The 25499-nt window shown below is 30.3% G+C and carries 20 protein-coding genes, 1 pseudogene and 1 CRISPR repeat array; of the genes and pseudogenes, 14 read left to right on the top strand and 7 right to left on the bottom strand.

Features of this window, described 5'->3' with window-relative positions; translation table 11 throughout:
- Positions 1-78 precede the first annotated feature (78 nt).
- Both L2Z92_RS03880 and L2Z92_RS03875 read right to left on the bottom strand, forming a co-directional pair.
- Positions 79-1623: an Rne/Rng family ribonuclease gene (locus tag L2Z92_RS03880; RefSeq protein ID WP_236457539.1), complete on the bottom strand. Its 1545-nt coding sequence runs from the start codon at positions 1621-1623 to the stop codon at positions 79-81.
- A gap of 331 nt (positions 1624-1954) precedes the next feature.
- Complete coding sequence (locus L2Z92_RS03875; RefSeq protein ID WP_262913011.1) at positions 1955-2260, bottom strand: HU family DNA-binding protein; 306 nt, start codon at positions 2258-2260, stop codon at positions 1955-1957.
- 122 nt (positions 2261-2382) lie between these two features.
- Between L2Z92_RS03875 and mutY the strand changes: the two genes are divergently transcribed.
- Genes mutY through gldD form a run of 4 tightly spaced genes read left to right on the top strand, consistent with a single transcriptional unit; the run spans position 2383 to position 5783 of the window.
- Entirely contained in the window at positions 2383-3411 is a 1029-nt protein-coding gene (gene mutY / locus L2Z92_RS03870) for an A/G-specific adenine glycosylase (RefSeq protein WP_236457537.1), read from the top strand.
- Positions 3412-3455: 44 nt separating this feature from the next.
- Entirely contained in the window at positions 3456-3908 is a 453-nt protein-coding gene (locus tag L2Z92_RS03865) for a single-stranded DNA-binding protein (protein WP_236457536.1), read from the top strand.
- 23 nt (positions 3909-3931) lie between these two features.
- The gene (gene gldE / locus L2Z92_RS03860) at positions 3932-5224 is read left to right on the top strand and encodes a gliding motility-associated protein GldE (protein ID WP_236457535.1); all 1293 of its coding nucleotides are present in this window, start codon (positions 3932-3934) and stop codon (positions 5222-5224) included.
- 10 nt (positions 5225-5234) lie between these two features.
- On the top strand, positions 5235-5783 hold the full coding sequence (gene gldD, locus L2Z92_RS03855; RefSeq protein WP_236457534.1) for a gliding motility lipoprotein GldD: 549 nt from the start codon (positions 5235-5237) through the stop codon (positions 5781-5783).
- 67 nt (positions 5784-5850) lie between these two features.
- Here the strand turns inward: gldD and L2Z92_RS03850 are convergent, their stop codons facing one another.
- Positions 5851-6231, bottom strand: a complete 381-nt coding sequence (locus L2Z92_RS03850) for a heavy-metal-associated domain-containing protein (RefSeq protein ID WP_236457533.1) — start codon at positions 6229-6231, stop codon at positions 5851-5853.
- A 102-nt stretch (positions 6232-6333) separates the two neighbouring features.
- On the opposite strand from L2Z92_RS03850, the gene L2Z92_RS03845 reads away from it, so the two are divergent.
- The 4 genes from L2Z92_RS03845 (at position 6334) to L2Z92_RS03830 (ending at position 9140) form a co-directional block, all read left to right on the top strand.
- A complete protein-coding gene (locus L2Z92_RS03845; RefSeq protein WP_236457532.1) occupies positions 6334-7203 on the top strand; it encodes a DMT family transporter in 870 nt (289 codons plus the stop codon).
- A gap of 353 nt (positions 7204-7556) precedes the next feature.
- Complete coding sequence (locus tag L2Z92_RS03840) at positions 7557-8069, top strand: hypothetical protein (protein ID WP_236457531.1); 513 nt, start codon at positions 7557-7559, stop codon at positions 8067-8069.
- A gap of 5 nt (positions 8070-8074) precedes the next feature.
- The gene (locus L2Z92_RS03835; protein WP_236457530.1) at positions 8075-8542 is read left to right on the top strand and encodes a helix-turn-helix transcriptional regulator; all 468 of its coding nucleotides are present in this window, start codon (positions 8075-8077) and stop codon (positions 8540-8542) included.
- Positions 8543-8732: 190 nt separating this feature from the next.
- Complete coding sequence (locus tag L2Z92_RS03830) at positions 8733-9140, top strand: hypothetical protein (protein ID WP_236457529.1); 408 nt, start codon at positions 8733-8735, stop codon at positions 9138-9140.
- 440 nt (positions 9141-9580) lie between these two features.
- Here L2Z92_RS03830 and L2Z92_RS03825 read toward each other — a convergent pair whose 3' ends face one another.
- From L2Z92_RS03825 to L2Z92_RS03815, 3 genes are read right to left on the bottom strand one after another with little or no spacing between them, the layout of a single operon-like run.
- Positions 9581-9877: a type II toxin-antitoxin system RelE/ParE family toxin gene (locus L2Z92_RS03825; RefSeq protein WP_236457528.1), complete on the bottom strand. Its 297-nt coding sequence runs from the start codon at positions 9875-9877 to the stop codon at positions 9581-9583.
- Positions 9867-10100, bottom strand: a complete 234-nt coding sequence (locus tag L2Z92_RS03820) for a hypothetical protein (protein ID WP_236457527.1) — start codon at positions 10098-10100, stop codon at positions 9867-9869. Before L2Z92_RS03820 ends, L2Z92_RS03825 begins: the two co-directional genes overlap by 11 nt.
- Before the next feature lie 18 nt (positions 10101-10118).
- Positions 10119-10478, bottom strand: a complete 360-nt coding sequence (locus tag L2Z92_RS03815; protein WP_236457526.1) for a helix-turn-helix domain-containing protein — start codon at positions 10476-10478, stop codon at positions 10119-10121.
- A gap of 434 nt (positions 10479-10912) precedes the next feature.
- Between L2Z92_RS03815 and L2Z92_RS21435 the strand changes: the two are divergent.
- Positions 10913-11080: pseudogene (locus L2Z92_RS21435) on the top strand (CHC2 zinc finger domain-containing protein); the annotation flags it as partial.
- 38 nt (positions 11081-11118) lie between these two features.
- Here L2Z92_RS21435 and L2Z92_RS03810 read toward each other — a convergent pair.
- Entirely contained in the window at positions 11119-11646 is a 528-nt protein-coding gene (locus tag L2Z92_RS03810; RefSeq protein WP_236457525.1) for a helix-turn-helix domain-containing protein, read from the bottom strand.
- Positions 11647-12402: 756 nt separating this feature from the next.
- On the opposite strand from L2Z92_RS03810, the gene cas9 reads away from it, so the two are divergent.
- The 5 genes from cas9 (at position 12403) to L2Z92_RS03785 (ending at position 25465) form a co-directional block, all read left to right on the top strand.
- A complete protein-coding gene (gene cas9, locus L2Z92_RS03805; RefSeq protein WP_236457524.1) occupies positions 12403-16440 on the top strand; it encodes a type II CRISPR RNA-guided endonuclease Cas9 in 4038 nt (1345 codons plus the stop codon).
- A 2-nt stretch (positions 16441-16442) separates the two neighbouring features.
- The gene (gene cas1, locus L2Z92_RS03800) at positions 16443-17342 is read left to right on the top strand and encodes a type II CRISPR-associated endonuclease Cas1 (protein WP_236457523.1); all 900 of its coding nucleotides are present in this window, start codon (positions 16443-16445) and stop codon (positions 17340-17342) included.
- Between the two features lie 391 nt (positions 17343-17733).
- Positions 17734-18081 carry a CRISPR-associated endonuclease Cas2 gene (gene cas2 / locus L2Z92_RS03795; protein ID WP_236457522.1) on the top strand — a complete coding sequence of 116 codons (348 nt, stop codon included), beginning with the start codon at positions 17734-17736 and terminating at the stop codon, positions 18079-18081.
- Positions 18082-18198: 117 nt separating this feature from the next.
- A CRISPR array of direct repeats spans positions 18199-20061; the repeat unit is 46 nt; unit sequence GTTGAGAATCATAAGTAAAAATACAATTTTGAAAGCAATTCACAAC.
- 825 nt (positions 20062-20886) lie between these two features.
- Entirely contained in the window at positions 20887-22437 is a 1551-nt protein-coding gene (locus L2Z92_RS03790; RefSeq protein WP_236457521.1) for a tetratricopeptide repeat protein, read from the top strand.
- 166 nt (positions 22438-22603) lie between these two features.
- Positions 22604-25465 (top strand): TonB-dependent receptor, encoded by a 2862-nt coding sequence (locus L2Z92_RS03785; RefSeq protein WP_236457520.1) that lies wholly within the window; start codon positions 22604-22606, stop codon positions 25463-25465.
- Positions 25466-25499 lie beyond the last annotated feature (34 nt).

Below are 25499 nucleotides of genomic sequence, written 5' to 3'. Positions count from 1 at the left end.
TGGACTTCAGGTATTTTTAAAAGCAAAAAACCGCTAATCAATTAAGTTTAGCGGTTTTTTTTCACACTTGACTAAGTGTTATTTAATTTCATTTCCTTCTTTGTCCAAGAAATGATATTCAAGATACGTGTAAGCGTCACGAGGTATAATTTTCACCCATTTTTTATGTTCAAAAAACCATTTTGAACGTATTGATGGAAAACCTTTCTCAAGGTATGCTGCCACAAAAGGATGGGCGTTTAAAACCACTTTTTTATGGACTTTTATAATTCTTTCTAGGTCAGACGCTATTCTGTCAATGATTAAGATTGGAGCTTCAATTTCCCCATTTTCGTTATTAGGGTCTTCTTCTCTTGTCTTAATATTAACTTCGGGTCTAACTCTTTGTCTAGTAATTTGAATTAATCCAAATTTACTAGGAGGCAAGATTTTGTGCTTGGCCTTGTCGTCACTCATTTCTTCTCTTAAGAAGTCATATAGTTTTTTTCTGTTATCGGCATTTTGCATGTCGATAAAATCGATAACAATAATTCCTCCCATGTCTCGTAAACGTAATTGTCTTGCTATTTCAGCAGCAGCAATCATATTTACTTCTAATGCAGTATCTTCTTGGCTTAATGCTTTGTTAGAACGGTTTCCACTGTTTACGTCAATAACGTGTAAAGCTTCAGTGTGTTCTATAATCAAATAAGCACCTTTACTCATTGATACTGTTTTTCCAAAGGAAGTTTTGATTTGTCTCTCTATATGGTATTTCTCAAAAAGAGGAAGATCTTTTGATTGATAGTGTTTTACGATAGACACTTTATCAGGGGCTATTTCTTGCAAATAGTCCTTCGTTTGAATATACAATTCCTCATCATCTATGTTGATACTTGTAAAAGTATCGTTAAAGACATCTCTTAATATTGAAGAAGCTTTGTTTACTTCTCCCAATACTTTTGAAGGATGATGGGCTGTTTGTAGCCTTTTACTCATGGCTGACCATTTGTCTAATAATAGTTGTAGGTCTTTGTCTAGTTCAGCTACTTTTTTGCCTTCAGCTACTGTTCTCACAATAACTCCAAAACCTTTTGGTTTAATAGATTGAACCAATCTTTTTAATCTGTCTTTTTCTTCTTTTGAATCAATTTTTTGAGAAATTGAAACACGATCTGAAAAAGGAACTAAAACGACATATCTACCAGCTAAAGATATTTCAGAACTAATTCTGGGACCTTTAGTAGAGATAGGTTCTTTTACTATTTGTACTAAAACCGATTGATTGGCACTAAGAATATCAGTGATTACTCCATCTTTGTCGATTTCAGATTCAAAAGGAAAATTTTTGAGTGAATAATCTTTTTGTTTACCTGCGCTTACAAGTTTAATAAATTTTAACAAAGAAGGTAAGTTTGGGCCTAAATCGTGATAATGTAAAAAAGCGTCCTTTTCGTAACCTAAGTTAACAAATGCTGCATTTAAACCTGCAACTGGCTTTCTTATTTTGGCAATAAAAATATCACCTACACTGAAATTGCTTCCTTTTTCTTCTTCTTTGTGTAATTCAATTAGTTTTCCATCTTTTAATAAGGCAAAATCTACTGCTTCTGAACCTGATCTAATAATTAACTCTTTGTTCACGCTGTACATTTTTATCCATACTTATTTAGCTAATAGAGAGTAGTGATTGGTGATTAGCATTTTAAAAAAACTAATTACTGGCTACTAGTTACTAATTACTATTCTAGTACAGATGGATTAAACAATATTTTACAGGTATTTTACCCGATAATCAGTAAGTTTACTGATTAATTTCAAAGAACTTTTAAAAAAAGAAAAGTAGTTTAAAACTACTTTTTCTTTTTATGACGGTTAGCTCTAGCTCTCTTCTTACGTTTGTGAGTCGCTACCTTATGTCTTTTTCTCTTTTTACCACTTGGCATAACGTTGTTTGTTTAGATTAATAAATGATTTATACTGCTATTTCAGTTTTAGTTTTAACACTCTCAACAAATACTTTTGCAGGCTTGAATGCTGGAATATTGTGAGCAGGAATTTTGATTGTTGTATTCTTAGAAATGTTTCTACCAGTTTTTTCTGCTCTAGTTTTAATAATGAAACTTCCAAAGCCTCTTAAATAAACATTATCTCCTGTTTCTAATGAGTTTTTTACTTCTTCCATAAAAGACTCTACAGTAGCTTGAACATCAGTTTTTTCAAGACCTAGTTTTTCAGAAATTTTAGCTACAATGTCTGCTTTCGTCATTTTCTTTCGTATTAATAATTTTTGTGTTCTTTTTTTGAGTTTGCAAATATACAAATTTAAAAAACAATAAATCAATCATAATTAATTAATTTTTAACCCTTAAATATTTTATTTTTGTTTTTTAATTCGTAAAAATGATTTTTTCTAATATCTTAATAGAATGGTATTTACAAAATAAGCGCTCTTTGCCATGGCGAAACACTAAGAATCCTTACCCAATTTGGTTGTCGGAAATTATTCTTCAACAAACTAGAGTAGCTCAAGGCTTACCCTATTTTGAAGCGTTTACGACGGAGTTTAAAACTGTTTTTGATCTAGCAAATGCTTCAGAAGAACAAGTTTTAAAATTATGGCAAGGCTTAGGTTATTATTCTAGAGCAAGAAATCTTCATGCAGCTGCAAAATATATAGTTAACGATTTGAATGGTGTTTTTCCTTCTTCATATAAAGAATTGTTGCATTTAAAGGGAGTAGGAGAATATACTGCTGCTGCTATTGCTTCATTTGCTTATGATGAACCTGTGGCTGTTGTTGATGGAAATGTGTTCAGAGTCTTGTCTCGAGTATTTGGAATTGAAACTGATATTTCTAGTTCAAAAGCAAAGAAAGAGTTTCAAGAATTAGCGCAAGAGTTGTTGCCTATTGAAGACCCCGCTATTTTTAATCAAGCAATAATGGAATTCGGAGCAACACAATGTGTGCCGCAGCGTCCTGATTGTTCGGTTTGTGTTTTTAATACTAAGTGTGTTGCTCTACAACAAAAAAAAGTGGAGAGCTTGCCAGTTAAATTAAAGAAAACTAAGGTAAAGAATAGGTATTTTAATTATCTGATTATTAAAGATCGAAACGGGGATTTTGTTGTAGAGAAAAGAGAAGAAAAAGGAATTTGGTTTAATTTGTATCAATTTAATTTGTTAGAAAACTCAAAGTCAGACACAATTGAAAATATAGTTAAACACATTAAAAAGGAGTATAATCCTTTAGTTTTAATTGTGAAGAATGAAGAGGAAGTTGTTCATAAATTATCGCATCAGCATTTGCATATTCGTTTCTTTGAGTTGCAATTTAATGAAGTTTTAAAAGAGGCTGTATCTCTTGATGAAATGATGAAATTGCCATTTCCTATCGTGATTCATAATTTTATTGAATCAAACTATTTGTAATACATCTAAAAATAGTATATTTGATATACTAAAAAATATACGCCATGAACGGTACATTAAATAAAGTTCTTTTGATAGGGCATTTGGGAGATGAAGTGAAAATGCATTACTTCGATGGGGGTAATTGTATTGGGCGATTTCCTTTAGCCACGAATGAAGTTTATATAAATAAAACAACAGGAGAAAAAATAACATCTACAGAATGGCACAATCTTGTTGTTCGAAATAAAGCGGCCGAAATATGTGAAAAGTATCTTACTAAAGGAGATAAAATATACATTGAAGGAAGAATTAAGTCAAGACAATGGCAAGCTGAAGACGGAACTACTAAATATACTACAGAAATACAAGTGACTGAATTTACGTTTCTTTCAACTAAAAAAGATTTAGATTCTGGGAACAAACAAAATATGAAATCTGATAGTTCAGAGTCGCTAAAAAACACTAATTTTGACGCTTCAAAAAACGCATCTCAAAACGATGATTTGCCTTTTTAATGTCTAACTAATACCTTTTTAAATTGGATCCAGATCCTTCCAGTTATTTAAATTCGATAAATTTTGAGTTGCTAATAAATTTAGTAATTGTTTTTTTATTGTTAATATGTTCCGCATTTATTTCCGGATCAGAAGTTGCATTATTTTCCTTGTCTCAGAAAGATTTAGACGACATGACGTTAGAAGACTTCAATAGAGGAACGTTAATCTCAAAATTACTTGAAAAACCAAAAAAATTATTAGCAACAATATTAGTAGCCAATAATTTTATAAATATTGCTGTTGTAATATTGTTTTCTTCAATTAGTGAAAAGCTTTTTAGCTCTATAAATTCAGATGTGCTTCGTTTCGTTCTAGAAGTAATTGTTGTTACTTTTTTAATATTGTTGTTTGGAGAAGTTTTACCAAAAATTTACGCAAACAGGAATAATATTACTTTCTCAAAAGCAGTATCATTACCGATTTCTATTTTAGATAAATTGTTAACGCCATTAACGATTCCAATGCGTAATATAATTCTATATGTAGAAAAGAAATTTAGTGTTCAAAAAACAAGCTTTTCGGTCGATCAATTGTCTCAGGCATTAGAGCTGACAAATCAATCGGAAACTACTCAAGAAGAACAGAAAATTTTAGAAGGAATTGTTACTTTTGGTAATACCGAAGTGCGACAAGTAATGAGTCCGCGAATTGATATTTTTGCTATTGAAATTGGAAAGCGTTTTGCAGAAATAATAGATGAAATTGTAGAAAAAGGATATTCTAGAATACCAGTCTATAAAGAAAGTATAGATCATATTGAAGGAGTTTTGTTTATAAAAGATCTAATTCCTTATATTGATGAGATGGAATTTAATTGGCAAAAATTAATACGAAAGCCATTTTTTATTCCAGAGAACAAAAAGTTAGATAATTTATTGAAAGAATTTCAGTTAATGAAGAATCATTTAGCTATCGTTGTTGATGAATACGGTGGAACTTCAGGATTGGTTTCTTTACAAGATATTTTGGAAGAAATAGTTGGCGATATTAGTGATGAGTTTGATGATGAAAATATTATTTTTTCTCAAATAGATGATAAAAATTATCTTTTTGAAGGAAAAATAAGCTTGAAAGACTTCTATAGAATAATAGATGTTAACGGTGTTGAATTTGAAGAACAAAAAGGCGAAGCAGAAACTTTAGCAGGTTTTGTGCTTGAAATTTCTGGTAATTTTCCAAAGAAAATGCAAAAAATAACATTTTCAAATTATGTTTTTACTGTAGAAAGTTTAGATAAAAGAAGAATAAAACAAATAAAAGTTACGTTAAGTTAATAAAAAGAACATGCAAAAAATACTTTTTACACTTTTAGCTTTAATTATGATTTCTTGTGCCGATGAAACTGTGCCAAAACCCAAAGGTCAATTGAGGTTGGAATATCCAAATGCAGAGTATTATTCTCTTGAAAAAGAATGCCCATATACTTTTGAATTGAACGATAGAATACTTTTGAAAGGCAAAGAGAATTGTGCTTATGAATTGCATTATCCGAAAATGAAAGCAACGGTCTATTTAACCTATAAAAAAGTAGACAACAATATTGAGTATTTATTAAGAGATGCTCAAAAATTAACCTACGATCACGTTGTAAAAGCAGATGATATTACAGAACAGCCTTTTATAAATGCAGAGAACAAAGTTTATGGGATGTTTTATGAAGTAGGTGGAGATGCGGCAACAAACGCTCAGTTTTACTTAACAGATAGTACGAAAAATTTCATGGTTGGAAGCTTGTATTTTTATGCAAAACCTAATTATGACTCTATAATGCCTGCGGCTAGTTATATTAAAAACGATATTAGAAAGTTAGTCGAAACTTTAAAATGGAAATAAAAAAAAGGAATGTTTTAAAACATTCCTTTTTTTTATTTCCCAAAAGAGTACTTTCTTTTTTGTATAATTAGGCTTTGTCTGTAGATGATTTTACCTCTGAAACTTTGTATAATTCTCCTCCAGCAATACCTTCAACAGTTTTAACCAATGTTTTTTCGGTTTGTTTTCCGTTCTCAAAAGTTACGGTAGCCGTTTTGTTTTCAAAATCTACTTTAGCAGTGTTCACACCTTCTAAACCAGATAGTTTGTCTTCTATTAGTTTTGCACATCCAATTTCGCAAGTCATTCCGTCAATATGAAAAGATGCAGTTTCTAAATTTGCAGCCACTTCTTCAGAACTGGTTGCTGTTGCAACCTTAATTTCGGGTGTTTCAGTATTTTCTTTTTTACAACTTGTAAAAGCGATTGCTGTTAATGCAATAAAGGCTAATGTTTTAATGCTTTTCATATAGATGGTTTTTTATTTAAAATTTTTTATAATACAAATTTATGTAAAAAATAGAGGTTAAGTTAAAATAAAATGTGAATTTTGAGACTTAAAATATATTCTATGGAAAATAGTAATACTAAGTGGTATTTATTAGCTTTTTTGGGTTGTGTTTGGGGGAGTTCTTTTATTTTGATGCAATTAGGTTTAAAGGGAGTAAACTCTATTCAAATGGGGAGTTTGAGGATTCTGTTTGCTGGTTTTTTCCTTATAGCAGTCGGATTTAAGCAAATTCCTAAAATTCCGTTGCATAAATGGAAGTATATTGTAATCACGTCATTGTTTGGTACTTTTTTACCAGTCTACCTTTTTGCGATAGCGCTTTCAAAAATTGATGGCTCTGTTAGCTCTATATTGAACTCATTAACGCCTTTAAATACACTTATCATAGGATTGCTATTTTTTGGATTAAATGTGCAAAGAAGGCAAGTTTTTGGTGTTATACTTGGTTTTTTAGGCTGTGTTTTATTAGTTTGGTTTAGCGATGGAGAAAACACAACGAAAAACTATTATTACGCATTGTTAGTATTGTTAGCTACTTTGTTCTATGGTATAAATGTTAACCTAATTAAAAAATACCTTTCCGATTTAAAACCTTTAACGATTAGTACTGGTAATTTTGTAGTGCTATTCATTCCTGCTTTGTTAGTGCTTTATTTTTCTGATTTTTTTGAAGTAGTTCAAGATGAGAAAGTAAAAACAGCCATGGGATATATTGCAATTCTAGGTGTTGTTGGCACGGGATTGTCTAATATTTTATTCTTTAAATTAATACAATTGTCTTCGCCTGTTTTCGCAGCATCTGTAACCTATATTATTCCAGTAGTAGCCATATTGTTGGGCTATTTTTTCATGAACGAGAGTTTAAATTTAATTCAAGCATCTGGAGCTTTTGTGGTGCTTCTAGGAGTCTATTTGTCGAGTAGGAAATAGTTAAAGTAAACTGCAATCAGGCTATTCAAGTTCAAGATTTATTTACCAGCGAGAAACTTCAACTATTAACCAACTGAGAAAATCGCTATAGGTTTTTATACGTCCGTAACAACGTTCTTATTAATTCGTTGGTTTGTAAGGGTTTAGTTAGCTGCGAAATTAAACGATTAGAAGTTGAATACGTGGATTTGGATAATGGTACAACTCATATTAAACCATCAAAGAATCTCAACCGTAGAACACTGGAGCTAATAAACAAATATTTTCCTATTGAGTAATTAGAAAAATTTAATATTTTAAATTATACAATATGTATAATTATTGTTATATTTGTTTTGATCAATTAAAGCTTGATGAAAATAAAAATATTAAGAGTTGAGGATAAATTATTAATCGATGCAGATATATTTGATTCAAAGATAATAAAATTAAATCTTCCGTCAATAGCAGATGGTTGGAGGTTTAATTTTAAAAAGCATTCTAAAGAAAGACGGTTTCAAACATTTGTAGTAGTTTGTGAAGATTCGCCCTCTATAATTGAAGGTTGCTTGATTTTTGAAATGAAAAATAAAATTGAACCGTATATGGCATTTGTGGAGATAGCACCTCACAATAAGGGTAAATCTAGGCGATATGAGAAAGTGGCAGGTTGTTTGATTGCTTTTGCTTGTAGATTAAGTTTTATGAAGGGTGATGATACGTATAGAGGTTGGCTTGCGTTCGATGTACTTGAAGTGGACAAAGAAGATGAAATTAAACTGATGGCAATGTATTCAAAGAAATATAATGCATTGAAATATGGTGATACGATGATGGTTATACCGCCTGAAGGAAGTGAAAAGTTAATAGATGAATTTTTAAATTAAACGTTATGAAAAGTAAAGAGATTAAAATCGAAGATATTTGGAATGACAAAAAGAAAAGCGGGTTAAAAGAATTTATTTCTGCTAATTCTGCTAAGCAATCTAAAGAAAGAATGCTAACGAATAAGCTACTTTCTATACAATACAAATTAGAGGACTATATTAAAAATGAGAATGACGATGCCGAAGTTATAAAGATTCTTGATTTTGTAAAAATGTATTTAAAAGTTCTTAATTTAACAAAAAAGAGACTAGCTGCTTATTTTGAAATGCGTGATAGTAACCTTCAAAAATACCTGTCAGGTGAAAGAAAGTTGAATGCTGAAGTTGTATTGAAGCTTAGTGCATTTTCTCATACAAAACCAGAACATTGGTACATGGTGCAAGTTAAAAATGAATTAATTGAATTGAAGAAACAAAAGAAAAAGATTTCAGAATATCAAAAATATGATTATCGGAATTTAGTTGAAATTTAATTAAACCAAAGCTCTCCGTTCCTCAAAGTCTCCTGACTTTGAGGGCTAATCAATACAATCTTCATTTAATCTGCTATTACAATAGGATTCTCAATTATCAAATACTTAAGTCAATTGTTTTTTATAATTTAGCTCAAAGTCGGGAGGCTTTACGTAGCGTGGTTTTTACTATAAATAAAAACAAAATGTAATGAAGAAAATTATAGGTATGATTATACTGTTCTTGTTTAGCCTTATAGGTTATTCACAGACAAATACGAAAAACACAGTAGAACACGTTTCAATTATCGATTTAATTGCAAATGGAAATCTTTACAAAGAAAAAAAACTTTATATTAAAGGTTATTTTGTTGATTCAGGTAGATATGGCAGATTATTTCTTAATAAAGAAGATGCACAATACAGTATTTATGTAAATTCCCTAATGATTAATTATGATTTCTTTGATAATTGCGAAAGAAACGCAAATGATTTGTTTGATTTGAATAATTCTTATATTTCATTAACAGCTTACTTCGAAGACATAAAAAACATCTACCAAGGAGGGCTTATTTTTAATATTTATTATTTCTCAAAATTAGAAGTTGACGAAAATTAAACCAAAGCTCTCCGTTCCTCCTGACTTTGAGGGCTAATCAATACAACATTTATTTTATTTACTATTACTAAAGGATTTTCAAATGTCAAATACTTAAGTCAATTATTTTTTATAATTTAGCTCAAAGTCGGGAGACTTTGCCTTTACTTTGGATTGAATAAAAAATGATTAAATTTATTCAAAGAGAAGCAGAGGTGAACTTTAGACTTTGCTAGTTAAGAACTATGCTGCGCATTAGTCCTCTGCCTTCTCCTTGAACCCAGTTGAATTGCTTCAAATAGAATGATAGACATAGCGGTCTAATAAAGGCTCTAAAGAAGTTCAACATTTTTGTTTACCCAGCTGCGCAAAGTGTCCTCACTTTGAGCCATAAATAAAAAAGCAAAAAGCACTCTTTTAAAAAAGGGTGCTTTTGTTGTTTTTTTAAAGAAGTGTAACGATTATCGTTTAGGTCTTTTTTTAGGATTTAGCCTATTATGAAAACAAGAGAGTATTTCTATTACTTCCGTTTTTTCATTAACATTAAAATATAAAGAATACGGAAACTTTTTAAGTTTTAAGCTTCTTACATTTTTGTATCTAATAACAAAGAAAGGGTTGCTCTCTAAAAAGGCATAACATTTTTCAAGTTGGGTAATAAAATTGCTGGGAGCATCTTCACTACGTTCTAAATAATAATCAATAGCTTTTATAATTTCTTTTTGTGCTCTTGGAGAAACTACAATCTTATAAGCCATACTTTTGTTTTAGCTCATTAATAGATTGTTCAGCAGAAATATAATCGCTTTTGTCTTCTGCTAATCGTTTATCGAGTATATCTTTCATCTCTTGTGAGAGTTCATAATCTTCTTCAGCTTCTACTGTAATAACAATAGCTTTAGATTTAAAATTGGCTTTAATAGCGTCTAAAATATCGGTAGTAATTTCTTCAGCTGATGATAAATGATAAGTTGTGTACATACTATTTTATTTTTTAAATTAAAGAGATAAGGCATTAGAAAGACTATTTCTTAATCTCTTACTAGCTACTAAGCCATCAACAATATTATAAATTGAAGCTTGTTCTTTTTCATCTAACATTTCTATTAAACGTATTTTTTCCATAATAGTTTTATCGGCTGAGTTAATGTCCTTAAAAATTTTATCACTAATAAAAAGTTCAGACAATTCAATTCCTAAAGCTTTTGCTATTTTTTCTAATGTATTAGTGGTAGGGTCAGTTTTTCCATTCTCAATCTTAGAATATTGACTCTGATCCATTTGAACCATATTAGAAATTTCTTTTTGAGAAAGATTTTTTGCTTCTCTTACGGCTTTTATTTTATCTCCTATATTCATGATAATTGGTATTTATATCTACAAATGTATTGGAATATGTTATTTTAATCAAATATAAGAATTAATTAAATATTAAATTGGATGTATAATGCATATTTTATAATATTGTATAATAGATATAAATATCCAAAAATAATTTCATCACTACAAACAATGGAAACATAATAACTCAAAGTCTATAGCAAATACAGTCCGAGAGCCTATAGAAAAAGCAAGCACGTAGCCGAATACGTTTAAACGGAATATGGTTATTAAACCGACGAAAGATAATAGATAAAAGATGTTAGACTTATCTACTTTGTGTCAATAGGTTAAGTTATTTCTGTTTATTGTTATATTGCCGTGCCTTTAATAGAAGAACTAGGGTTTACAGCAAACACCACCATGATAGTAAGCTATGAAAACGAAAAAATTATCCTAACACCACAAAAAGCATGAGCATAGAAGAAATAAAATCTAGGCTTACAATTGCTGAAGTACTACAACATTACCATTTAAAATTAGACAAAAACAATATGTTGTTGTGTTCGTTTCATGAGGATAAAACAGCCAGTTTACAAGTCAGTTTTGAAAGAAATAATAACAAATGTCATGCATGCGATAAAAACAAACAAACTTATTTTAAAACGGGACAAAAATATTATCCTAAATCATTCAATTTTTTCTTCAATACTTTCTCTTCTTCTTGTAGCGTTTCCAGTTTAACTTCGATTTCTAGTTGTTTCAAAAGTCCTTTTTTCTCTATTTCATTTTTCGCTCTATTGCTCATTACTTCTAATAATAAATTTTCTTTTTTGCTCAATTTTTGAGGGTTCATTTCAAAATAACGCATTGTTTTTAGTCGGTTGAAATTCACGTTATACTTCTTCTTTATATCCTTAAGTTTTAATTCGGTTATAAATTGATGGTGTTTGTTAATTACAATTAAATCTTCTAGTTTCTTTTTCTTTTGCAATGTTTGTTCTTTATGAATGGGTAATTCTTTTTTCCAATAACTGTCTTTTTTTTGTACAAAAGCTAGCATTTCAGCTAGTTTTAATTTGGCAGCTGTAGGTAAATCACGTTTTCCAGTTTCATACATCGCCCACTGACTTCTTGTAATTTCTAGTAGTAAAGCAATCTCTTCTTGCTTCATGCCCAATAGTTCTCTGATTTTTATTTTTTCCATGATATAGTATTTTTTAAATTTATATCATTTATAGTTTGAATTTACTGTAAACTCAAGCCATAAATGGTGTTGTAATTTTATACTACAAAAACAAAGCCATTTCATTGGTGTGAAAATCATAAATGCTATTAGGCGTGTTGAAAGCAATGCTAAACTTTGGCATTTTTTTTGCGGTGGATATAGTATTCTACTTCAAATTGCTGTGACAAAATAGATTCTATTTTTCACTTCGTCACAAAAGCTGTGACATTCTCTATTCTAAATCAATAATGTCACAAAAACTGTGACATTTTTTTTGCTCATAAAAAAAAGTCACAAGTTTTAAAATATTTTTGAATTTTCTTTATAAATGAGTGTTATGCGTATTTATACGTACGAAAAAGTGTGGAATTTACGTATAAATACGTATTGACTTGCGAAGGAAAAGTCTATAACTTTATGCAATGAAGATTATTTTTTTTTATAAAATAAAAAAGCGACCCTTGTGAGGCCACTTTGAATGTTTTAGCTCACAATTTTTATCTTCTTTTTAGGTGTTCGTGAAACATTTAAGGGAAATAAAAAAGCCCCGTATTGAAAGACGAGGCGACTTAAATGTTTTCACAACGGAATAATCCTTATTGTGAATTGCTTCAAAATTGTACTGCAATATACAACAAAAAAAATAATAGTGTATTGCGGTTTTCCGCAAGGAAGATAATTTTCTTTTAATTACATTTAAAAATTCATTAAACAGCAAATAATAGTCAAACATAAATGAAAAAAATATTAGGATTAGATTTAGGAACAACATCTATAGGATGGGCTTTTATAAAAGAAGCCGAAAATGATAATGAAACGTCAAAAATAATAAATACAGGAGTTCGCATTGTGTCTCTCACAACAGATGAAGAATCCGATTTTAAAAAAGGAAATACTATTTCTATAAATGCAGATCGAACATTAAAACGTGGTGCAAGAAGAAATCTACAGCGTTTCAAACAAAGAAGAGATAATTTGTTGGAAATTTTTAAGGAAATAAAATTCATTCCATTTGATTTTGTATATGCAGAAACAGGAACAGCTACTACATTTTTATCTTATAAATTACGAGCAAAAGCCGTTAATGAAGCACTATCTAAAGAAGAACTGGTAAAAGTTTTGCTTATGATTAATAAAAAAAGAGGATATAAAAGCAGTAGAAAAGCGAAAACTATTGAAGAAGGAGATGCTATTGATGGTATGAAGATTGCCAAAGAATTGTTTGATAATAATTACACCCCAGGGCAATGGGTGTTTGCTTCCTTATCTAAAGGAAAAACATTTATACCCGATTTTTATCGTTCCGATTTACAAAAGGAATTAGAAAAAATTATTGTATTCCAAAATCAATTTCATCCTGATATAATTAATGAAGATTTACTAGAAGCTATTCAAGGAAAAAACAGAACGGCAACTTCACAATATTTTTCAAAAACATTGAATATTCCTTTGGCAGAAAATAAAGGTTCGAGAGAAGAAACCAAATTACAACATTATAAATGGAGAAAAGAAGCTTTAACGGAACAATTGAACCTTGAAATTATAGCTTTTATTATAACTGAAATTAATAATCAAATCAATAAATCTAGTGGTTATTTAGGAGCTATTAGCGACCGAAGCAAGGAATTGTATTTTAACCAAGAAACTGTGGGGCAATTTTTATACCGACAGTTAAAAGATGATAATCATGCAAAACTAAAAAATCAAGTTTTTTACAGACAAGATTACTTGGATGAATTTGAAAAAATATGGGAAACTCAAGCTAAATTTCATCCAGAATTAAATGAGGACTTAAAAAAAGAAATAAGAGATATTACTATTTTCTATCAAAGAAAATTAAAATCGCAAAAACATTTAGTTAGTTTCTGTGAATTTGAAAAAGGACACAAAGCAATACCAAAATCGTCTCCGTTGTTTCAAGAATTTAGAATATGGCAAAACATCAATAATATCATTGTTAAAAATGAAATTACAAAAGAACCCTTTCTTCTAGAAGAAGAATTAAAGCAACAATTGGCAAAAGAATTACTTTTTAAAGAAAATTTTTCAGATAGTCAATTCATTACTTTCTGTGGGCTCAAAAAATCTGACTACAGTGTTAATTTTAAAAAAATAGAAGGAAATAGAACGAATACTGAGATTTACAAAGCTTTTGAAAAAATATTGGTTGTTGAAGGTTATGATGAATTGGATATATCAAAATTAGAAGCGTTAGAGATTAGCAAAGTATTTAAAACGGCTTTTACTGATTTAGGAATTAACACTTCTCTTTTAGATTTTGATACAACCTTACAAGGAAATGATTTTGATAAACAACCATATTATCAATTATGGCATTTATTATATGCTGCAGAAGATGATGATAAATTGAAGGAAAGTTTAAAAAGTAAATTTGGTTTCAAAGAAGAACATTTGCCTTTTCTTTTAAATATAAAGCTTCAAGCCGATTATGGGAGTATGAGTGCTAGAGCGATAAAAAAAGTGCTACCTCATTTAATGGATGGTCATATTTATAATAAAGCTTGTTTACTAACGGGTTATAACCATTCTTCTTCTTTAACTAAGGAACAAAATAATGATAGGGTTTTAAAAGATACAGTAGAACTTCTTAAAAAGAATAGTTTGAGAAATCCTGTGGTTGAGAAAATTCTTAATCAAATGATTAATGTAATTAATGCTATTATAAGTGACCCAACGATGGGTAAACCCGATGAAATTCGTGTGGAACTCGCTCGTGAGTTGAAAAACAATAACGAACAACGCAAAGAAATGACGAATAGCATTAACAAAGCAACTGCGGAACACGAAAAAATTAGAAAATTATTACATACCGAATTTGGAATTCTAAGAGTTACACGTAATGACATCATTAGATATAAACTATGGAAAGAAACAGACGGTATCTCCTTATATACAGGACAACCCATAGAGGCTTCCAAGTTATTTACCAAGGAATATGACATTGAACATATTATTCCAAAATCGCGTTTGTTTGATGATAGTTTTTCGAATAAAACAATTTGTGAACGCCAATTGAATATTGATAAAAGCAACAAAACAGCTTATAGTTTTTTACAAGAAAAGTTGCCAACTGAGGAATTTGAACAGTTTGAACAAAGAGTAAAAAGTTTTTACGGAAAAATTAGTAGAACAAAACAAAGTAAACTTTTAATGGCAGACCATGAAATCCCAGAAGGTTTTATAGATCGACAATTGAGAGAAACACAATACATTGCTAAAAAAGCAAAAGAAATTCTACTGGAAGTGGCTAGAAATGTAACTGGAACTATAGGAAGTGTAACCGACAAGTTAAGAGATGATTGGGAACTAGTTGAAGTAATGAAAGAACTGAATTGGAATAAATATGACAAGCTAGGATTAACTTATGAAGATAAAGGCAAAAACGGAGAGCGTTTATATAAAATAAAAGATTGGTCTAAACGAAACGATCATCGCCATCATGCTATGGATGCTTTAACTGTCGCTTTTACTAAACCTGCTTATATACAGTATTTAAACAATCTAAATGCAAAAACGCAAGGCGAACAGAAAGCAAAATCTATCGTTGGGATAGAAAACAAATATCTCTACAGAGATAAAAACAACAAACTTAGATTTATTGCTCCAATACCTAATTTTAGAGAAGAAGCAAAAAAACATTTAGAACGTATTTTAATTTCTTACAAAGCCAAAAATAAAGTAGTTACGAATAACAAAAACAGTAGTAAGATAAAAGAAGGTGTATTAGAAAAAATACAACTAACTCCTAGAGGGCAATTGCATAAAGAAACTATTTACGGGAAGTTGCAGCAGTATGTAACCAAAGAAGAAAAAGTGAATGCCAGCTTTGATGAAAAACGCATTCAACTCGTTGCTAAGAAGCAGTACAGAGAACTGTTGTTGAAACGATTAAAAGAAAATAGTAATGATCCTAAAAAAGCCTTTACAGGTAAAAACAGTTTAGCAAAAACACCTATTTATAGTAGTCTTGAAAATAACAGTGTTGTTCCCGAGAAAGTAAAACTTGTGTGGTTAGAAGATAATTATACCATTAGAAAAGACATTACACCTGATTTGAAAATTGACAAAGTAATAGATGTTGGGTTAAAAAAAATACTTCAAGCTCGTTTAGATGAATTTGGCGGAGATGCTAAAAAGGCTTTTGTAAACCTAGAAGAAAACCCTATTTGGCAAAATAAAGAAAAAAGGATTGCATTAAAACGTGTCACTATAAGTGGTGTGAGTAATGCACTAGCCTTGCATACTAAAAAAGACCATTTTGGTAATGAAATTTTAGGCGGAAATGGAAAACCAATTCCTGTAGATTTTGTGAGTACAGGCAACAACCATCATGTTGCTATTTATCGCGATGAAAAAGGTAATTTACAGGAGGAAGTGGTTTCTTTTTTTGATGCTGTGGTACGAAAAAATCTAGGATTGCCAATAATTAACAAAGACCATGAAAAGGGATGGAAATTCTTATTTAGCATGAAGCAAAATGAATTTTTTGTTTTTCCTTCAGATACTTTTAATCCTCAAGAAATAGATTTGTTAAACCCAGATAACTACCATTTGATTAGTGCCAATGTGTTTAGAGTCCAAAAATTTACAATAAAAGATTACTTCTTCAGGCATCATTTAGAAACAACAGTAGAGGACAACAAGGACTTAAAAGACATTTCGTTTAAAAGAGTAGGATTGAATGGAATTAATAATATTATAAAAATAAGAATCAATCATTTAGGACAAATTGTACAAATAGGGGAATATTAATTATGATAAAACGTACTCTTTTCTTTGGCAATCCTGTTTATTTGAGTACCAAAAATAAACAACTGGTGGTGTCTTATCCTGACAAGGAACAAGACACCAAGACCGTGGCTATAGAAGATATAGGTGTTGTTGTTTTGGAAAATCAGCAAATTACTGTTACTAATGGAGTATTAGAAAAACTGACGCAAAATAATGTGGCTTTAGTTAGTTGCGATGCCCAGCACATGCCTACAGGATTATTATTGCCTTTGCAAGGACATAGTGAGCAAACCGAACGCTACAAACATCAGATAAACGCATCTGTGCCTTTGCAGAAGAATTTATGGCAACAAACTATTAGTGCAAAGATTCTCAATCAGGCGAGTTTATTAAAAGAAAGAGGAATACCCATGCGGAAAATGGAGTTATGGGCAAAGGAAGTCACCTCGGGCGATGCTTTAAACCATGAATCGAGAGCCGCTGTTTATTATTGGGAGAAACTCTTTCCTATTCCTCATTTTACGAGAGGACAAAAAGGAATAGCTCCTAATAATTTATTGAATTATGGCTATGCTATTCTAAGGGCCATTACAGCTCGTGCTCTAGTGAGTTCGGGCATGTTGCCTAGTTTGGGTATTTTTCATAGAAACAAATACAATGCCTATTGCTTAGCGGATGATATTATGGAACCCTATCGCCCATATGTAGATTTAATAGTCTGCCATATTATGGATACCGAGGATAGTTATGACGAGTTAACCGTAGCGCTTAAAAAGCATTTATTAAGTATTGCGAGTATGGATGTTGTAATTGATGGCAAAAGAAGTCCTTTGTTAGTGGCTATGAGTCGCACAACAAACTCTTTGTATGAATGTTTTGAGGGAAAAGCTAGAAAAATATTGTATCCTGTTTATGGTTTATGAGTGTAGCTACCCGATAAATTTCACTTCGAGGTATGCTTTTTATTGAATTAAAAAAAAGGTCAATAGTGGTGAAAACTTACGATAATTATTGTTTTGTAGTTTAGGAGTTTTCGTTTTGAAATAATTTAGATTGTCTATAATACGTTTTATGAATTATAGCATCTGCGCTTATCTGCTAAATCAGCGTGCTTTTTTATTTTCACGCAGATTTTACTGATTTTCGCAGATGAAATTAGCTTCTCAAGTGTTCCGATAACTATTGAGACGTATCGAGAAGTTATTACAGTAAATTCAAATAATAAATTAGTGTTAGTTATGTTGCGCTACACAAAAAAAACGCGAAGTGACGAGGTAGCGATAAAAAACGGAAGTGAAATTATAAATAATAATTATGTATGACGATCATTATACACGTTTAAACCAATATAGAAGTTTGTGGATATTAGTATTTTTTGATTTACCAACCGAAACCCGAAAGGAACGCAAGATAGCCGCTGGCTTTCGAAAGAAATTGCTAGACGATGGGTTTACTATGTTTCAATTTTCTATCTATATGCGTTTTTGTGCCAGCAGAGAAAATGCAGAAGTACATACCAAGCGAATAAAAAACAGCTTGCCCGAACACGGCAAAATAGGTGTGATGCAAATAACCGACAAACAATTTGGGATGATGGAATTATTTTATGGTAAAAAACCAGTAGCAACCGAAAAACCATCGCAACAGCTCGAACTTTTTTAGTGCACTAGCATTAAAAAAATGCACTATACTACTTGCAACCAAAAACTTGAAGGGTCATTTTTTGTTTTCTAGCCAATGCTGTAACTCGCAACATATCAGCTTTTTAGGGCTCGATATGTTGAGAATCATAAGTAAAAATACAATTTTGAAAGCAATTCACAACTATTGAGAAACAAATAACCATATCCGAAAAGTTGAGAATCATAAGTAAAAATACAATTTTGAAAGCAATTCACAACAACAATTGAAGCAATAGTTTTTCTATTTCGTTGAGAATCATAAGTAAAAATACAATTTTGAAAGCAATTCACAACGTATTAGCTACTATCGGTATAACCGATGGGTTGAGAATCATAAGTAAAAATACAATTTTGAAAGCAATTCACAACTAAAGCTATCATTTTATTTTATCTTTTAATGTTGAGAATCATAAGTAAAAATACAATTTTGAAAGCAATTCACAACTCAATAAACAAACGCACTATGTTTTCTTTCGTTGAGAATCATAAGTAAAAATACAATTTTGAAAGCAATTCACAACTAAACTTAAACATAACTTCACCACGATAACGTTGAGAATCATAAGTAAAAATACAATTTTGAAAGCAATTCACAACTATAATATTTTACCACCGCAATTTTGACACGTTGAGAATCATAAGTAAAAATACAATTTTGAAAGCAATTCACAACAGTGAGAGTGCAGTTGACCAATATAATGATGTTGAGAATCATAAGTAAAAATACAATTTTGAAAGCAATTCACAACTTAAATACTGACCAACTTTTTGATAGTCCGGTTGAGAATCATAAGTAAAAATACAATTTTGAAAGCAATTCACAACAATAACCTAACAGACAGACACGATGTTACGTTGAGAATCATAAGTAAAAATACAATTTTGAAAGCAATTCACAACTTTATATTGTCTATTGCAGAATTAGACTTGTTGAGAATCATAAGTAAAAATACAATTTTGAAAGCAATTCACAACGAGCATTAATTACAGATGGTAAATTACACCGTTGAGAATCATAAGTAAAAATACAATTTTGAAAGCAATTCACAACCAAATAAACATTTTTAAACAAAATTAATCTGTTGAGAATCATAAGTAAAAATACAATTTTGAAAGCAATTCACAACTTGCACATCAAAAGTATTTGATCGAGCCGTGTTGAGAATCATAAGTAAAAATACAATTTTGAAAGCAATTCACAACACACTTCTTAAAAACGTTTTCATGTTGTTAGTTGAGAATCATAAGTAAAAATACAATTTTGAAAGCAATTCACAACTGTAATTTACATTGCTTAATCCAGCTTGCTGTTGAGAATCATAAGTAAAAATACAATTTTGAAAGCAATTCACAACTGTGTATCCTGCGTTATTTTCAGAGTAAGGTTGAGAATCATAAGTAAAAATACAATTTTGAAAGCAATTCACAACAAGTAGTTGCAAACAGTAAAGCTAACGGATGTTGAGAATCATAAGTAAAAATACAATTTTGAAAGCAATTCACAACTCTGCATCCAGAAGAAAAGTATTTGCAAAGTTGAGAATCATAAGTAAAAATACAATTTTGAAAGCAATTCACAACCTAACTTTAAATAAGACGTTGTGCCGTCTTGTTGAGAATCATAAGTAAAAATACAATTTTGAAAGCAATTCACAACCGTTAACGAGAAGTATAGATTTTGAAGTTGTTGAGAATCATAAGTAAAAATACAATTTTGAAAGCAATTCACAACTCTATTGAAAAAACACGAACCCGAATTATAGTTGAGAATCATAAGTAAAAATACAATTTTGAAAGCAATTCACAACTAATAGTGAAGATATAACCAAGAATAAAGAGTTGAGAATCATAAGTAAAAATACAATTTTGAAAGCAATTCACAACAGCTAAACAAGGAGCTTAACACCACTTTAGGTTGAGAATCATAAGTAAAAATACAATTTTGAAAGCAATTCACAACCATCCGTAAGATATTTTATATGTTTTGAAAGTTGAGAATCATAAGTAAAAATACAATTATTCGTTTGTTTTTTATTGTTTTTTTTAAGGAACTCATGATGTGCTTTGCAGTTTTGAACTATCAATCATCGAATACCTATTAAAAATATCAGACAATGAGATAATTAAAAATCATCGAATACCTATTAAAAATATTAAACAATGAGATAATTAAAAATCATCGAATACCTTAAAAATAATATCAAATGAGATAATTAAAAATCATCGAATACCTTAAAAATAATATCAAATGAGATAAAGCAATTCACAACCTGGCTTTGCAACGGCTTTAACATCTGGAGTTATAAAGCCAATGCGAATTTAATTAATTTAGGACTAGCAGTAAAATATCAAACCGATTTTGAAGAAATAGATGTAGTAATCATTCCAAAGATAGGATTAGAATTATTTGGAGATGTAAAGGTGTTTTATGGCTATTGTATTTCTACAAATAACGAACCCTATTCGGATATAATTGGGAGACATCAAGTATCTAATTGTGTTTAATTTTACCAAGCATTTTTTTAAGGTATCAATAGTATTTTGATGATGAATAGTCTGTTTGTATTTCAGAAAAAGAACATCAAATTTCGTTTGCGTTCAAAATAACAGAAAACGGAATTGATTTCGATAATTTTAAAGAAGCTGGATAAGTTGAGAACACAAGAATCACCTACTTTTCTACTTCAATCTATCATAAACTATTTTATAATTAAAAAATAACTTTTAGTTCATTTTAACTTCATATTAAAAACGGTCATTTGTGAGTTAATTTCAATCACTAACAATGAGTCGTTTACTAGTACTGCTATTATTTACCACCTCTCTTTTTGCACAAAATGTTCCTGTATCGCATCAATTACAAAATATAAAAGAGGCTTTAGAATTAGAAATTAAAAAAGAAAATAAGCAAGAGATTGCTATTAAAATGTTGGAACTAGGTGAAGTGTATACCAACTATGGTTTATATGCTAATGCTTTGGTCTATTATAATGATGCTTTAAAAATTACACAGAATAGACAAAAAGATACTTTACATGTACTTATAAACAATGCAATAGGTAGTGTAAATAAGTCGATGTATAAGTATAAAATGGCAGAAACTTTTTTTACAGAAGCATTAGCCATTTCGAAAGAAATAAAATATACAAAAGGACAGGCAAAAGCTTTAAGTTTATTAGGAGCAAATGCAGAAAAGCAAAGTAAATACAAAGAAGCCTTACAATTTGAAAACGAAAGTTTATTGTTTTTTAATCCTGCAAAAGATAGTCTCGAAATTGCCATCGTTTATGAAAATATTGGAAGCATTTATGAAGATTTGTTAGATTTTGATAAAGCATTTCTCTTTTTTGATAAAGCCTTAGCCATTTTTAAGAATGCTAATTCTAAAGAAAAAGCAAGCGTGCTAAATAATATTGGAGATGTTTATAGAAAAAAAGGATTTATAGAGAAAGGGATTAATTTTACGAAACAATCTCTTGAAATTAGCACAAAAATAAACGACAATCATTTGCTAGAGAGCGCTAATAAAGATTTGGCAAAAGCGTATGCATTACTTGGAAATTATCAAAAAGCTTACGAATACAAATTAATTGCAGAGGAATACAAACAAGTTGCCATTGCCAATGAAAATAAAAACTTGGTCAATCTTTTAGAAACCGATTTTAAAATCAATCAAAAAGAAAACCAAATAAAGCTACTTCAAGAACAAAATAAAGCCAGTAAGGCCAATCAAAATTTAGTACTAGTTTTAGTGGCATCAGCTTTAGTAATAACTTTTATTGTATTTAGTTACTACAGAAAGAAAAGAAAGGCGAACATCAAAATTCAAAACTACAAACATCAAGCTTTACAAACAGCGTTGGAAAAAAAAGCAATAGAGGAAAAAAACTTGCAACGCGATTTGGAATTAAAAACGGTCACTTTATCTCGTTATAGTTTACACATTGCTCAAAAAAACAACATGTTATCAGAACTTTCTTTAAAACTAAAAAACATCGTAGCTAGAAAAAATGATCTCTACGAGGTTAAAATAAAAGAAATTTTTAATGAAATTGACTTTGCGCTCCAACAAGAAAATGAATGGGAGGATTTTACACAATTTTTTGAAGAAATTCATCCCGATTTTATAAAAAAATTATCAAAAATAGCTACAGAAAGTTTATCTCCAGCCGAATTAAAACTGGGCATATTATTACGACTTAATTTATCTTCAAAAGAAATTGCTTCTATAGTAAGAGTCACACCAGATAGCGTTCGAGTGGCAAGACATCGATTTAGAAAAAAATTACCTATCGATTCAAAGAAAGAATTGATCCCTTTTTTGCTAGAATTATAAGAAAAAAACAATCATTTTTTCTTAGCGTTATTTTAATGTAAAGACACTGTTATTGTTGCCTTGTTGTTGCCTTAAAAAAAAAGCTTGTATCCTCTTTGTTGCCTTCTTTAAAACACAGTAAACTCTTGTGAATACTACATTTGTCCTGAATGTAAAACTTAATAAAATGAAAAACCAATACGTTTTTAAATGGCTATTTGTTACATTGTTTTTAACGATGGCAACGTTAAAAATGAGTGCGCAGAAGGGTTCTATTTCTGGGAACATTGTAGATGGAAACAACTTTTATTTGCCAGGAGCAAATGTGGTAATTCCATCTTTAAAAAAAGGATCTATTACAGATTTCGACGGAAAATTTTCAATTTTATCCATTCCTACAGGCAATTATAAATTGGAAATTTCTTTTTTAGGTTATGAAGACATAATGCAAGAGGTTGAGGTGTTGGAAAATGAGACTACTACACTAACGATTAAAATGAAACAAAAAAGTTTACTCTTAAATGAAGTAGTAGTCGTTTCTTATGGTTTAAGTGGTCAGGCCAAAGCCTTAAATACACAAAAAAATAATATTAATATAACTAATGTTGTTTCAACTGATCAAATAGGGAAATTTCCAGATGCCAATATTGGAGATGCTGTAAAGCGTATTTCGGGTGTAACTATGCAAGTAGATCAAGGGGAAGCTCGAAATATAATAGTAAGAGGTTTATCTCCACAGTTAAACTCAGTAACTTTAAACGGAAGTAGAATTCCATCAGCAGAAGGAGATAATAGAAATGTACAAATGGATTTAATCCCGTCCGATATGATTCAAACCATAGAATTAACCAAAGCCGTTACTCCTGACATGGATGCTGATGCTCTTGGCGGTTCTGTAAATTTAGTAACAGCAACTGCACCTCAAAAATTTAGATTATCTAGTACTTTAGGTTCAGGTATCAGTTTTATTACTAATAAACGAATTTTAAACGGATCATTATTAGTAGGAGATAGAACAAAAGATAAAAAATTCGGTTGGATGGTTGCTGCGTCTATAAATGATACCGATTTTGGTTCAGATAATATTGAAGCAGAATGGTCAGACGAATTTGAATACTACACAGGAATTGACGATACAAACGGTGACCCTATTCTTGATGATGTAGCAGTAAATCCATACACTAGCAGTTTCGAAATTAGAAAATATTTGGTACAACGTGTACGAAGAAGTTTTTCAGCCAACTTAGATTACCAAATTAATCCCAATCATAATATCTACTTCAAATCGATGTACAATTGGAGAGATGATAGGGAAAATAGATATCGAGTAAAATATGAAATGCAAGATGCAGAGGATATCGAAATGGGCGATTTTACCATAACAAATGGTGTGCCTTCTCGTTTTCCTGCTAAAGTTTCTAGAGAAACAAAAGGAGGAATAGACAATAATAGAAACAAAAGCCGTCGTTTAGAAGATCAAAGAATGCAAAATTACTCGTTGGGTGGAAAGCATTTCTTTGGAAAATTAAAAGCGGATTGGATGGTCTCTTATGCCAAAGCTTCCGAGGAAAGGAAAAATGAACGTTATGCAAAATACAAAACAAAATTTTCAGTAGTAAATGATTTTTCAGACGCTGAATTTCCTCTTATGTATGCAGAATTTGCAACAGATGAAAGCGATTTTGAAAATTTTGAATTTGATGAAATAACAGAACAGTATCAATACACGGAAGAGGAGGATGTTAACTTTTTTACTCATTTCGAATTGCCACTTAACCTTTTTGATAATAAAAATGGTAAAATTAAATTTGGAGCAAGAGGACGATTTAAAAATAAAAGTAGAGATAATAACTTTTTAGAATATGATTTAGAAAGTGTTTATTCTACCATGAATCTTACAGGATTAAAAGATTTTTCAAAGGATGATTTTTTAGCAGGAAATCAATATCAACTGGGAAGTTTTATTGATGCTAATTGGTTGGGTAGTCTTAATTTGGTAAACGGAGAATCTGTTCCATCTGAATTTTTAAGAGCTAATTTTGATGTAACAGAAAATGTTTGGGCAGGGTATGTAATGACCACACAAAACATAACGGAAAATTTTCAAACTTTAGTAGGAGTAAGGCTAGAAGCTACATCTTTAGAAGCTACAGGAAATAAAATTGAAAATGAGGAAGATTTAGTGGGAACAATAACAGAAAAGAACAACTATACCAATGTTTTACCAGGAGTTCATTTTAGATATACACCTAATAAAAATACGGTATTACGTTTCGCATGGACAAATACTTTAGCAAGACCTAATTATGTAGATTTGATTCCTACAATAGACGTAGTGTCTGGAGACGAAGAAATTTTTGTAGGTAATCCAAATTTAAAACCTACAACGTCAATGAACTTTGATATATTAGGAGAGTACTACTTTAAAAATGTAGGAATTCTTTCTGGAGGTGTTTTCTTCAAAAAAATCGATAATTTTGTGTACCAATTTCAATCAGAAATCAATTCCGATTTTTATGGTTCAGGAACAACAGGTTATAGAGTGTACCAACCTTTAAATGGTGAAAAAGCAAATATACTAGGAGCGGAGTTTAGTTTCCAAAGACAATTGGACTTTTTACCTAGTTTTGCAAAAAACTTAAGTATATATGTAAATTATACCTTTTTAACTTCTAAAGCAGAAGGAATAAGAAATGAAGAGGGTGAAGAACGTCAAGATTTAGATTTACCAAACACAGCTCCTAATATGTTAAATGCTTCATTAGGATATGCAGACAAAGTTTTTAATGCTCGTTTTTCAACTAATTTTTCAGATGCTTACATCGATGAAATTGGAGGAAATGCTTTTGAAGATCGCTATTATGACCAACAATTGTTCTTAGACTTCAATTTTGGAGTGGTACTATCAAAAAAATTGAGACTATTTGGCGAGCTTAAAAATATTACGAATCAGCCTTTACGTTATTTCCAATCGGTTAGATCACGCACGCAACAAGCAGAATATTACGGACAACGATTAACATTTGGGCTTAAGTATGATATTTATTAATAATTAAAAGTAAAACAAAATCCTTTTTATAAAA

Source organism: Flavobacterium jumunjinense (assembly GCF_021650975.2).
Lineage (GTDB): Bacteria > Bacteroidota > Bacteroidia > Flavobacteriales > Flavobacteriaceae > Flavobacterium > Flavobacterium jumunjinense.
The sequence above is the reverse complement of the archived record's forward strand: the minus strand, read 5'-3'. Positions and strand labels throughout refer to the sequence as shown.